Source organism: Ruegeria sp. K7 (genome assembly GCF_056531785.1).
Genome location: NZ_JBQFMJ010000006.1, coordinates 22,474 through 34,899, shown reverse-complemented (window position 1 = coordinate 34,899; position 12,426 = coordinate 22,474). Strand labels below are relative to the sequence as shown.

General features: G+C 57.9%; 9 protein-coding genes. 5 read left to right on the top strand and 4 right to left on the bottom strand.

What is annotated here, in order from left to right; translation table 11 throughout:
• Positions 1–124: 124 nt before the first annotated feature.
• The 4 genes from ACR0FE_RS11765 to ACR0FE_RS11750 form a co-directional block, all read right to left on the bottom strand.
• Positions 125–3,172, bottom strand: coding sequence for an efflux RND transporter permease subunit (locus ACR0FE_RS11765; RefSeq protein ID WP_480912862.1), 3,048 nt, complete (start codon positions 3,170–3,172; stop codon positions 125–127).
• Positions 3,173–3,183: 11 nt separating this feature from the next.
• Positions 3,184–4,221, bottom strand: coding sequence for an efflux RND transporter periplasmic adaptor subunit (locus ACR0FE_RS11760; RefSeq protein ID WP_170611422.1), 1,038 nt, complete (start codon positions 4,219–4,221; stop codon positions 3,184–3,186).
• Entirely contained in the window at positions 4,218–4,685 is a 468-nt protein-coding gene (locus ACR0FE_RS11755) for a MarR family winged helix-turn-helix transcriptional regulator (protein ID WP_480441606.1), read from the bottom strand. The genes ACR0FE_RS11760 and ACR0FE_RS11755 overlap by 4 nt, the downstream gene beginning before the upstream one ends.
• A gap of 169 nt (positions 4,686–4,854) precedes the next feature.
• The gene (locus ACR0FE_RS11750; protein WP_170611424.1) at positions 4,855–6,450 is read right to left on the bottom strand and encodes a GMC family oxidoreductase N-terminal domain-containing protein; all 1,596 of its coding nucleotides are present in this window, start codon (positions 6,448–6,450) and stop codon (positions 4,855–4,857) included.
• A gap of 108 nt (positions 6,451–6,558) precedes the next feature.
• Here ACR0FE_RS11750 and ACR0FE_RS11745 point away from each other — a divergent pair, with 108 nt between their 5' ends.
• From ACR0FE_RS11745 to ACR0FE_RS11725, 5 genes are all read left to right on the top strand, one after another.
• Positions 6,559–7,797, top strand: a complete 1,239-nt coding sequence (locus ACR0FE_RS11745) for a TRAP transporter substrate-binding protein (RefSeq protein ID WP_170681180.1) — start codon at positions 6,559–6,561, stop codon at positions 7,795–7,797.
• A gap of 65 nt (positions 7,798–7,862) precedes the next feature.
• A complete protein-coding gene (locus ACR0FE_RS11740) occupies positions 7,863–8,528 on the top strand; it encodes a TRAP transporter small permease subunit (protein ID WP_170611428.1) in 666 nt (221 codons plus the stop codon).
• Positions 8,528–9,886, top strand: coding sequence for a TRAP transporter large permease (locus ACR0FE_RS11735; protein ID WP_170611430.1), 1,359 nt, complete (start codon positions 8,528–8,530; stop codon positions 9,884–9,886). The genes ACR0FE_RS11740 and ACR0FE_RS11735 overlap by 1 nt, the downstream gene beginning before the upstream one ends.
• A gap of 11 nt (positions 9,887–9,897) precedes the next feature.
• A complete protein-coding gene (locus ACR0FE_RS11730) occupies positions 9,898–10,677 on the top strand; it encodes an IclR family transcriptional regulator (protein ID WP_170807516.1) in 780 nt (259 codons plus the stop codon).
• A 55-nt stretch (positions 10,678–10,732) separates the two neighbouring features.
• On the top strand, positions 10,733–12,400 hold the full coding sequence (locus ACR0FE_RS11725; RefSeq protein ID WP_480912861.1) for a tetratricopeptide repeat protein: 1,668 nt from the start codon (positions 10,733–10,735) through the stop codon (positions 12,398–12,400).
• The last annotated feature ends 26 nt before the right edge of the window (positions 12,401–12,426 follow it).

Sequence of the window (12,426 nt, the reverse complement as noted above, 5' to 3'; positions counted from 1 at the left end):
AAGTACGATCGCTCTACCTTCGACCTGCGGGTGTGGATTTGCAACGCTGCCCACCCCAAAACCTATGGATTTGGGGTGGGCGACGTGTACAAAACGGCGCGGTCAACCTGGCTGATATCTCAACCTAGGCGGCGACCGCGGCAACCTCTTGCCGTTCATCCCTTGCGAAAAACACCGCGTAGAGGACCGGCGCGGCGACCATTGTCAGGATTGTGGCAAAGGCCAGACCTCCCATGATCGTGACAGCCATCGATACAAAGAACGCATCCGTCAACAAAGGCGCCATTCCCAGAATGGTGGTGATCGCGGCCAGAATGACAGGGCGCAAGCGCGAAATCGACGCTTCGATGATCGAGTCTTTCAACGGCTTTCCGGTCGCGCGGACCAAATCGATTTCTTCGACCAGCACAATCCCGTTCTTGATAAGCATCCCGGACAGGCTGAGCAGCCCCAGCAACGCGGTAAACGTAAAGGGCAACCCGGTACCCAAAAGGCCGATCACCACTCCGTTCACGGACATGGGCACCAGCAGCCATATGATCAGAGGCTGGCGGATGGCGTTGAACAGCAACACCGATATCAGCACCATAATCAGCAGGCTCAGCGGTAATTGTTTTCCAAGGCTTTCCTGAGCATCGCGCGAGTTCTCGTATTCACCGCCCCACTCCATTTTGTATCCGGGTGGAATTTCCATTGCCTCGATCGCTTCGCGCACCTCGGCGTGCACTTGCGCGGCTGTCATGTCCGGCGGAATGTCGGCACCGACGGTTATCGTCAGGACACGATTTCGGCGATGTACACGTGTATTTTGGGTTTTGTACTCAAATCCATCGACCATCTGTTCGATTGGCACCCACTTTTCGGCCTGCGTTGAATAGACAACCTGATCGACCACGGAATAGTCGCCATCAACCGGTCTGCGCAGGATGATCGGGATCAGGCGGTCGCGTTCACGGAACACTCCGCCGGTGATGCCGTCGGTGGAAAACAAAAGTGTCGCCGCAACGTCTTCGCGCGTCACACCAGCGGTTTGCGCCCGCTCGGTTGCGTAGATTGGCTGAAGCGCCAGTTCTTTCTCGCGCCAGTCGTGACGAACGCCGATGACATTGTCCGAAGCATCAGCCATGCGCCGCTTGGCCTCTTCAGCGAGTTGGCGGAGCACCATCGGATCGCTGCCGGAAAACCGGGCCTGGATCGGATCACCACCGCCGGGGCCGAAGACCAGCCGCTTGGTGCGGAACTCTCCTTCGGGGAACAACGCCATGCCATACTCTTCCAGGTCAGCCTGAAGCTGCGGGATATCGTCCAGAGTTTCCGTGCGTATGATCATGTGCCCGTAACTGGGATTGGGCTTTTCAGCGGAATAGGTCAGCATGAAACGGGTCGCCCCCTGCCCCACAAAGGTTGCCACCGAGACCACATCGTCGCGCTTGCTTAGCCAGTCCTCGATCTGCGCCAGATCCTCGGACGTCCGCGCAATCGGAGTGCCTTGCGGCAGCTTGTAATGGACAAAGAAAAGCGGGGTGTTCGAGTTCGGGAAAAACTGCTGCTTCATCAGTCCGAAGCCCGCAAAACAGGCTGCCGTCACTGCAACCAGCGCAATGATAACCAGCCAGCGGAACCTGAGCGCTGCTCTGAGGATCGTGCCATAGATCCGAAACAGCAAACCGCCATAGGCGTCGATTTCGCCTTCCTTACCCTGCTTGAAAAAGTAGTGGCCCAACAGCGGAGTGACGGTCAGTGCCAGAACCCAGCTCAGCAGCAGCGAAATTCCGATCACTGCGAACAGCGAGAACAGAAATTCACCTGTAGCATCGGGGCTCAGGCCGATGCCGGCAAAGGCCATGATTCCGATCACAGTCGCACCAAGCAATGGTATCTGGGTTTTGGAGGCCGCGTCGTCTGCGGCATCGCGCGAGTTTTTCCCGCACAGCATGGCAATCTGCATGCCTTCGGCGACAACGATCGCGTTGTCGACAAGCATCCCCATCGCAATGATCAGCGCGCCAAGCGAAATCCGCTCCATCTCGATCGAGAACATCGACATGAACAGAACCGTGCCCACGACGGTCAGCAACAGCGTGCTGCCGACAACGATTGCGGCGCGCCACCCCATGAACAGGCCAAGCACCGCAACCACGATCGCAACCGACATCGCCAGATTCACCAGAAAGTCGTTGGACGCCTGTTCAACCACGACGTGCTGCTGGTAGATTGGCAGAATATCGACACCAAAGGGGATATTCGGATCCAGCTCTGCCATCTTGGTGTCAACGCGTTTGCCGACTTCGACAATGTTCTCGGTCGCCAGACCCGCAATCCCAAGCGTGAATGCCTCGACGCCGTCAAAACGGACGATCAGGTCAGGATCGTTCTGGCGGCCGCGATAGACATCTGACATGTCGAACAGGTTGATCACGTGGCCCTGAGAGCCGACCGACAAACCGGCGATTGCGGATACACTGTCCGAGCCTTCGGCCGTCAGCAGCGTCGTAAGGTTGTTCTCGGATCGCAGTGAACCAGATGCGTTGACCGAGTTGGCGTTGGCAATCGCTTCGTTGATCGCCTGCAACGGTACGTTCTGGTTTACGGAAATGGCGAGGTCAGGTTCAATAAAGATTGCTTCCTCGGGAAGGCCCTGAACCTCGACATCGGCAACCCCGTCAACGGTCAGCAACTCCCGTCGAAGGTAAGTGGCCAGTTCGTGCTTTTCGGCGTCCGAGAAACCTTCGGCGGTCACCGCATAGAACAGGCCGAACACATCGCCGAAGCCATCGTTCACATATGGCTGGTCCACGCCCTGCGGCAATCCGCGGGCGGCGTCCCTGACCTTGGCCCGAAGCTGCGTCCAGATATCCGGCAGCTCGCTGCCGTCATAGGTCGACTTGATCTCGACCTCGATCAGAGACTGACCGGGGCGGTTGACCGAGGTGATGGTGTCCACCTCGCCCATTTGCTGGATGGCCGATTCCAGCGGTTCGGACACTTCCAGTGCAACCTGCTCGGCGGTGGCGCCGGGATAGGTTGTCACAATGACGGCCTGTTTGATGGTAAAGGCCGGGTCCTCCAGCCTTCCGAGCGAGAAAAAGCCCCAGATACCGCCAAACAGTGCGACGAGAATGATGAGCCACGTATAAAGCGGCCTGTCGATGGATGCGCGCGCGATGTTCATCGGTCCGCCCTTCAGTTCGCAAAGCCGGCAAAGCGACGCACCGCCTGTCCGTCACTCAGCGCGTTACCGCCGGCCACAACGATTTCGTCCCCGTCGGAAAGACCGGACACGACACGCACATCCCCCGATTGGGTCGGCTCGATCTCGACCGGCACGCGCTGCACGGTTCCTTCGTCCGCGCCCGCCGGGGAAAACAGCATGACACCCAGACGACCTTCGGCATCCGCAACAATGGCGGTCGGCGGGACGACGATGCCGGTTTGATTATCCTGAACCTGCACGTTTACCGTTACCGACGAGCCGGGAAGAACCTGAATGCCTTCCGGCGGTGTCAATCCGAAGTTGATCCGGAACGTCTGACCGACGCTGGACGTTTCAGCATCGAATTCGCGAATTTGCAGCGGAAAAACTTCATCGCTGGCGGGAAATTTGGCAGTGATCGTCACGTCATCCTGACTGCCCCGGCGCTGAAACAGGATTTCGGGCACATCGACTTCGATCCGCAATTCCGACATGTCGTGGATACGTACGATGGGCGTTCCCGCGGAAACGGTGGTGAATGCCTCGACCGTGCGGCTGGAAACTAGCGCGTCGAAGGGGGCCGTGAGGGTCGCATGTTCAAGCGCGTATTCCGCGTCACGTGTGGCAATTGCCGCCAGCTGGGCGTTTGTATCCGCATCATCCAGGGCCACCTGACTGACCGTGGTCCCCCTGAGCCGGGACAGGCGTGCAACCGTGCGGTCGGCCTGATCCTTTTGCAGTCGGGCGCGGTTGAGCTGCAGCTCGAACGGTTCCTGATCGAGTCTGGCGATCAGCCCACCTTTCGGAATAACCAGACCTTCGGTGACGGGCATCTCGATAATCTGTCCGGCCACCTGAAAGGCCAGATCGACCGTTTGGCGGGCCGCGACCCGGCCAAAGAACTGTCGCGAAAAGCCGGGTGACGTTTCGCTGACCATCAGCAGTTTCACCGGTTTCGGGGCTTGCTGTGCGGTCAGCGATGTCGCCAGCACGATCAGGCCAAGAGCCAAAGTTGACAGGATCTTCATTTCTTCAAACCTTCGGGTATGCCTGTTTTCAGGACGGTTTCGCGGATCTTCTGCGCCAATCGCGCGAATTCAGCGGTTTCTTCATCATTGAGCCCCGAGGCACGGCGAAACAGTTCCCCGGCTTCGGTCACAAGTTGTTTTCGGGCGTCTTCGCCCTGCCCGGTCAGAACCAGCAGCCACGCGCGGCGGTCTTCGGGATCGCGCTGTCGAACCAGGTACCCGGCCTTGGCCAGCGAATCCGCAGTCGCGGTTATCGTAGAGGGCAAAGATAACATGTCATGTGCCAGAACGCCCATCCGCTTGGGCTGTTCCAGCTTGATCAGCATGTGGCATTCCTGATGGCTCAGATCGGTCCGCAACAGATCGATGCTTTCCTCCAACTTCCAATACAGCGCGTAGACGCCCATCATCGATTGAATTTCAGGACTGTACTTCTGCGTTGATGGTTCGACCGTCTCGGTCATTTCGGTGCCCTCGGATAGGTTGGGCGCGGTATACTTCAAAAAATGAAATATTCAAGATGCGAAGTGAAGATTACTCAGGATCGCGCCGGATCACTCTTGGAACCGAACGTCCTTACTCGGCGCGTTTGGGAATGCGCAAACACGAGTGGGTTTCGTCGAGGGCCGGGATTCACCTTGCCGCGGAAAGCAGATCGCTGGCCTTTTCGCCGATCATGATCGCAGGTGCGTTTGTGTTTCCGCTGACAATTTCGGGCATGATGGAACAGTCAGCCACCCGCAGGCTTTCAATGCCTCTGACCTTGAGCTGCGGATCAACGACGGCGTCATCCGATACTCCCATCGCGCAAGTGCCTGTCGGATGGTAAATCGATGCCGAGTTGGACCTGACCCAATCCAGCGTTCCGTCATAATCGTCCATGGCCAGATCGGCAGATGGCCGGAACTCTTCGGAAATCTTGGACGCCAGCGGGTTTGCCTTTGCGATGGCGCGCGCAATGTTGACGCCATCGACAATGGTTCGGCAATCCGTCTCGGTCGACAGGTAGTTCGGGAAAATCTTGACATAGCTCGACGGGTCGGGGCCATTCAGACGCAGCTCTCCCCGGCTTTCGGGGCGCAGTTGGCAGACCGACATGGTAAATGCCGAGAACGGGTGAACGCCCTCGCCAGGGCTGTCGGCCGACCAGGGTTGAACATGGAACTGAATATCGGGCGTCTGAACTTCTGGTCGCGTTTTCAGAAAGCCTGTCGCCAAACTGGCGGCCATTGTCATCGGGCCGGCACGGAACAACGCGTATTTCAAGGCTATTCGCGCCTGATTGAACAGGTTCCTCACCTCGTCGTTCAAAGTGGGTTCGTTACATTTGAACACAAGCCGCGCCTGCAGGTGATCCTGCAGACCTTTCCCCACTTTGGGCAGCGCGTGTCGCGGTTCGATACCGTTTTCCCTCAGATGATCCGGATCGCCGATACCTGACAACATCAGAATCTGAGGGGAATTGATCGCGCCGCCAGACAGAATAATCTCACGCCGTACGGTCAAAGTCTGTTCGGCACCGGAACGGTCCCGATACACCACACCGACCGCGCGTTTTCCTTCCAGCTTGATGCGCGTTACAAGGGCGCGCGTTATGATCTTCAGATTCTGTCGGTTCCGGATCGGCTTCAGATACGCAACCGCCGAACTGCACCTGCGTCCGTTGCGCGTTGTCAGCTGAAAATAGCCGACACCTTCCTGCTGCGCGCCATTGTAGTCCGGATTGAACGGGTAGCCCGCTTCTTGCGCGGCAGCGACCCAGGCATCACAAATCGGGCGCTGGATACGCATGTTGGATACGGCAAGCGGGCCTCCGACCCCATGAAAATCGTCTTCTCCGCGCTCCTGATCCTCGCTGCGCCTGAACAATGGCAGGACGTCATCCCAGCCCCAGCCGATATTCCCCATCTGCCGCCAGCGGTCGTAGTCCTCTTTCTGACCGCGCACATAGAGAAGACCGTTCAACGAGGACGACCCCCCAAGAACCTTGCCGCGCGGCCAGTCGATTGACCGACCGTTCAGACCCGCGTCTGGCTCGGTCCGGTAGCACCAGTCCACCGACGGGTTATGCATGGTTTTGAAATAGCCGACCGGAATATGAATCCACGGATTTGTGTCTGGCCCACCGGCTTCGAGCAGTGCAACGGACGTACCGGAATCGGCGCTCAGACGGTTGGCGATGACGCAGCCGGAAGAGCCAGCCCCGACAACTGCATAATCCACCTCCATAACCGTCTCCTCTTAGCGAAATTAAAAAAAGTCTATGCAAGTTGCATCAAATATACTAGCATTTTTTGATACAAAACGTCTCAATAATTTTTCATCGGGAGGAAAAAGATGGAGATTGGTCGGAAACTAAGCGGAATATCACGGAGGGATTTCTTCCGCGTGGCGGGCCGATACGGCATGAGTTCAACACTGTTGGCTGCAGGAGGGTTTGGCGGCGCGATGAGCCTGGCGAATCTGGCGCAGGCCGCTGAATCGAATTATGAAAAACGGTTCTCGAAAGAACCCAAGCACACCCTGAAATTCGGCGCTGCCGGGTTCAACACCCGCAACCTTTTGATCGAGCGCGCAGGCGCCATCGAGTTTGCACGCGACCTTGAAGAACGGACCGATGGCGAGATTCGTGTTGAGTTCATCGGCGACAACCAGATCTGCGGTCAGCTGAGCTGTGTCGAAAAAACCCAACAGGGCATTGTCGACATCTACGCGGCTTCAACGCAGAACTCCGCAGGCGGCGCACCTTATCTGAACGTGCTGGACTATGCCTATATGTTCCCCAGCCGCGCGGCGCAGTATCATTTCTTCTACAGCCCGGCCAGTCAGCGCATTCTGCGGGACCCGCTGGAAAAACGGCACGGTCTGAAGTTCCTGTTCACCCACTGTGAACTGCGCGGACTGCAAATGGGTTCGACATTCTCGGACAAGCCGACGGTCACCAAGCTTGAGGAACTGTTCGGAACCAAGAACCGTGTTACCGGAACTCAGCTCGGCCGCATTGCGATGCAATTGCTGAACCTGAACCCGGTGCCGGTGGCATGGGAAGAGACGCTGGACGCGCTCAAGACCGGATTGATCGACGGCGCCGAAACCTGGGCTTCGGCGGTGGCTTACGCCAACATGTCGCCAGTGGTGTCACAGTCCGTGAACCTCAAGTTCTTCTGCGGCACCGAACATACTTCGATGTCCGCAAAGGTCTTTGACAGCCTGGGCGGCGAACTGCAGGACGCGGTCATGGAATCGTCCTACTTCACCCAGGCACTGATTCAGGGCGCAAACGAAGCCGCGCTGTTGAACACCGTCGGGTTCTCGGACCCGCAATTGCCGGGGACGATCTTTGCCGAAAACGGGGTCCGCCCCGCATTCCTGCCGGACGATCAAATCAAACTGGCCGAAGAAATGTGCGCTCCGAACTTCAACCCCGATCCATGGGCACAGTGGCGCGAGCGGTTGAACAAATGGGCCGGCGGCATCGACACATATCAGGAAATCTACGACATCGCGCGTGAGATTCCGGCGGACATGTTGCCGGAAAATGTCGAGCCACGCCGTTGGTGGAAAGGCGAAGCCTGATAAGACTACCGAACCGGCCCCACGCGGGCCGGTTCCACTAAACACCGACTGGGAGGACGGGGTTCATGTCATTTTGGACCGATGTTGGCGCAATATTCAGCGCCATTCTAAGCCAGGATTCGTTCGAGATTCAGTCTGCGCTGCAGTCTGACGCGACATGGGTGGTAGGGACTGTGGTCGCTGCCCTGGGCGGTCTTATCGTTATGGCGATCTATCGAAAGGTTCCCTTCATTGAACGCCAACTGGAACGGTCGGTCATGGTCTATTCCTATCTGGCCATTGCGCTGATCATTTTCTGGGGCGTGATCGACCGCTTTGTGTTCAACGATCAGGAGCCGTGGTCCACAACCATTCCGCCGCTGCTGTTCATGGTGATGGCGTGGTTCGGCGCGTCCTACAACGTTCGCCTGCGCACGCATTTGAGTTTCAGCGAATTCCGCACCTCGATGCCGCGCGGTGGGCAACTGGCCTGCCTGATCCTGGATGCGATCCTGTGGTTCATCTTTGCGGTGATCGTCATCGTAACAACATCTCGGCTGGTGGCACTGTCGGCTTCGAACTTCCAGATCGTGCTTGGCACCGACAACGTGATGCAGTGGTGGTTCCTGCTTGCAGCGCCACTGTCGTTCTTTCTGATGGTCGGCCGCGTGTTTCAGAATTTGGCGGACGATTTACACAACTGGAAAAACGGCGAGCCCTTGATCAAGCAAGCCGTGATTGGGGCGGACTGATGGCAGACGGAACCTGGGTTACATTGATTTCACTGGGCGTGACGTTCTTGTTCATGCTGGGCGTGCCGGTCCTGCTGGTAATCGGCTATTGGGTCATAGGCTGTTCATTTGTTCTGGGTCTGACACTCGACAACATGGGGGCCGAGCTTCTGAATGTGTTCAACAAGGGCTTTGCCTTGCTGGCGATGCCGCTGTTCATTCTCACCGGCGATCTGATCAACAAATCGGGCATCGCACGACGGCTGAGCGATTTCGCATATGCCTGTCTGGGCTGGATACGCGGGGGGCTGGCGATGGCCTCGCTTGGCGCATGCGGGCTGTTCGCCGCGATTTCGGGCTCGAACTCGGCGACGACGGCAACAATCGGATCGATGCTGCACCCCGAGATGGTCAAGGGCGGGTATGACGAACGATTCAGCGCCGCCACGGCGGCGGCAGGCGGCACGGTCGGGATCATCATTCCGCCGTCGATCATTTTCATTGTCTATGGCTTCCTTATGAACCTGCCCATTTCCGAACTGTTTGTGGCCGGCATCCTGCCCGGTGCACTGATGGTTATCGGAATGCAGGTCGCATGCTGGATCATCTGCCGTATCAACGGCTGGGGCCATCTGATCCCGCTGCAACTGAACCGCGTTCTGAAAACCGCCTTTGGTGCCTGGCTGGGTTTCTTTGCAATCGGGCTGGTGCTGTGGGGCATCTACACCGGCAAATTCTCTCCGACCGAAGCGGCGGGTGTGACCGTCGGCTTCTGCGTCATCGCCGGTCTGGTGAGTTATCCGATCAACCGCATCATGGGTGCGCGCGACGACATTTCCCCGACGGACAAGAGTTATGCGGAAATGATGGTCGTCGAAGGGTTCACGATCCCGGAAATCCCATCGATCGTAATCCGTTCCGCGCAAATTACAGGGATACTTGCACCGCTGATCGCCATTTCGGTCGTCATGCAACAAATCCTGTCGCTGCTCGGCGCTCAGCAAACCATCGGGGACTTCGTGACTTCGATGGGCGGGTACCATGCGGTGCTGTTTACATCGATGGTCATCGTCTTTTTCTCGGGCATGGTGCTGGAGAGCCTTCCGGTGACAATCATCCTCGCGCCGATTCTGGCCCCCATTGCGGCGTCGGTCGGCGTAGATCCGATCCATTTCTCGGTGATCTTCCTTGTGGGCGCATCAATCGGGTTCATTACGCCGCCATATGGCCTGAACCTTTATGTCGCGTCAGGCGTAACGGGCGTGCCCTATTTCCGGCTGCTGCGTTACACCGTGCCCTATCTGGTCGCGCTGCTGTCCGTCTGGATATTGGTGTCTCTGGTACCTGATCTGGCCTTGATCCTGCTGCCAAACAAATAGAATGTAAGGGGATGGTCGACACGGACACTTCGGAACGAGAAACTCAGATACCGACAAATCTGCGATTGCTTCTCATCCTGGAAGAAGTCGCAAAGCGCGGCGTTGCTGTTAAACCGGCCGACCTGATCGACACCCTGGGGCTGGCGAAACCAACGGTTCACAGGCTGCTGCAAACAGCCGAAGCGGAGGGGTTCCTGCAGCGCGATCTGGACGGACGCTCGTTCGGGCCCGGTCCACGTCTGCGCAGGCTGTCCGTCAACACTATGTCTGCTGAACACCTGCGCACTGCACGTCTAGCAATCCTGCGTGGGGTTGCGGACGAAATCGGAGAGACCTGCAACCTTGCGATCCCGGATCGCGAGGGGATGATCTATCTGGATCGGGTCGAAACCAAATGGCCGCTGCGCATTCAGTTGCCGATCGGCACCCAGGTTCCGTTCCATTGTACCGCCAGCGGAAAGATGTATCTGTCCACCCTGCGCAAGGCCACGCTGGACGGCTTTCTTTCAGCGCGGAAGCTTCTTCCGCAAACCGAGCGGACATTGACGGACCCCGAGACCCTGCGCACCGAGATCGGGCACATTGCGGAAAACGGGTATTCCACCGACAACGAGGAATTCATGCCGGGAATGGCCGCCGTCGCCGTGCCTGTTACCGACGATCAGGACAGGCTGGCCGCGACACTGTCCGTTCACGCACCCACCCAACGCCACGATCTTGAAAGCTTGAAGAAATTCCTGAACACCTTGCAGGATGGGGCGGACAAGCTCAGAAGGCTGCTCTTGTCCTGACCAGTCCGCCGCGGGGCAATGGACTAATCATTTCAAAACGCTACACTCTCTGTCCATGTTGCGTTTTGGTTTCGTTGTTTCAATTGTCATTGCATTTTCCGTTGTGTGGTCCGGGCCACTGATTTCACAGTCATATGCAACCGACCGACCGCAAGATGCACTGGCCGTACAACTGGCAAATCAGGGACGTTATGCCGAGGCCGAAGCGCTTTTGCGCAGAACTCTGGCGCAGGACCGTGCGAACCTTGGGCCAACCCATCCGAATACGGTCGACACAACCGAAAACCTGGCCGTTGTGCTGGATATTCTAGGGCGACCCGATGAATCGGAACCGTTGCATCGCTTGGTTCTTCAGACGCGCCGCAAGCATCTTGGCCCAAACTCACCCGCCACACTTCGGGCGATGAGCAATCTGGGAACCACTCTTCGGGATCTCAACAGGTTTCTAGAAGCGGTCGAAATACTCGACGCGTCAATCGCAGGGTCAAACATTACCCACGGCGAGACGGCGCCCGAGACGTTGGCCCGCATCAACATGCTGGGCCATACCCTGTTGCGCGCCAATCAGCCAGAGCGGGCTGAGCAGGTTCTGAGGCGCGCGGTGGAACTGGGCGGCCAAACGCTTGGTGAAGACAATGCCGAGGTCCTGTCCTGGTCCGTCAATCTGGCTCTGGCACTGGACACAATGGCGCGTTTTGAAGATGCAAACGCCTTGAACGCGAGAATTATCGCTGGCCTCAGTCGCCGGCAGGGTCCGACTTCACCCAGAGTTCTGACGGCCAAGAACAATTTTGGTTTCAGCCTCATGAGTCAGGGCCGGATGCTTGAGGCTGTTCCGTTGTTTACCGAGGTCCTGAATGCGCATGAGCAAACCCTGGGGCCTCAACATCCTCAGACGATGACGGCGCGGATCATGTTGGGAAACGCTTTGTCCAAACTGGGCCGAGGGGACGAAGCGCTTGCGTTGCGCAGGCGGGATCTGGACCTCATGATCAGCTCGGCAGGCCCGGAGCACGTCTATACGGTTCGGGCGATGCGAAACTATGCCAGCGCGCTGGAGGCGGTTGGGCGGTTAGCGGATGCCCAAACCATCCGCCAACGCGTTTTAGCGATTTCCCGGAAAACCAATGGCGAGCGTAGCGAAGACACGTTGATTGCCATGAACGATGTTGCCCTCGACCTGCTGGAAAGCGGTCAGGTTGCGCAGGCAAGGGAGTTGATGGAGCGCGCCCTTGATGGACTTGTGGGATTGTACGGGGCTGCTCATCCCCGAACGGTAGAATCCGCCATAAACCTTGCGGCCATTCAAGCACAGGCCGGAGATAGCGAAGCCGTCATCGCTTTGCTGCGTGACATCCGCAAACATCTTGGTACGCACCCGCATTTCGGACCGGTTGAGGAATTGCGGTTGGCGTTCAATCTGTCTTCAACCCTTCACGATGCCGGACTGCCACTTGAAGCAGCACAGGAGCTTGAGGGGATGATTCCCAAAGCGGACGCCGTATACGGCCCGACGTCCGTCAGGCCACAATTGTTCCGGTTGCGGCTGGCCGAATCCTCTCTGTCTTCGGGTTCGTTCCGGAAGGCACTGCACTTGTCCCGTCACGCTCATTCCGTCTTGTCAGATCGATTGCGCCGCACCGGCAACCTCACGGCCGACGAACAGCGGGTTGCGCTGGAACAGGCCTCCCGCGCGGCGTGGGCTTTCATTCAGGCGTCCTGAGCGGTTTCCCAACGGGCTGACAAAGC

Coding starts and splice junctions, on each gene's coding strand:
- ACR0FE_RS11765 (WP_480912862.1), bottom strand. CDS start 3,172: ATGAACATCGCGCGCGCATCCATCGACAGGCCGCTTTATACGTGGCTC.
- ACR0FE_RS11760 (WP_170611422.1), bottom strand. CDS start 4,221: ATGAAGATCCTGTCAACTTTGGCTCTTGGCCTGATCGTGCTGGCGACA.
- ACR0FE_RS11755 (WP_480441606.1), bottom strand. CDS start 4,685: ATGACCGAGACGGTCGAACCATCAACGCAGAAGTACAGTCCTGAAATT.
- ACR0FE_RS11750 (WP_170611424.1), bottom strand. CDS start 6,450: ATGGAGGTGGATTATGCAGTTGTCGGGGCTGGCTCTTCCGGCTGCGTC.
- ACR0FE_RS11745 (WP_170681180.1), top strand. CDS start 6,559: ATGGAGATTGGTCGGAAACTAAGCGGAATATCACGGAGGGATTTCTTC.
- ACR0FE_RS11740 (WP_170611428.1), top strand. CDS start 7,863: ATGTCATTTTGGACCGATGTTGGCGCAATATTCAGCGCCATTCTAAGC.
- ACR0FE_RS11735 (WP_170611430.1), top strand. CDS start 8,528: ATGGCAGACGGAACCTGGGTTACATTGATTTCACTGGGCGTGACGTTC.
- ACR0FE_RS11730 (WP_170807516.1), top strand. CDS start 9,898: ATGGTCGACACGGACACTTCGGAACGAGAAACTCAGATACCGACAAAT.
- ACR0FE_RS11725 (WP_480912861.1), top strand. CDS start 10,733: ATGTTGCGTTTTGGTTTCGTTGTTTCAATTGTCATTGCATTTTCCGTT.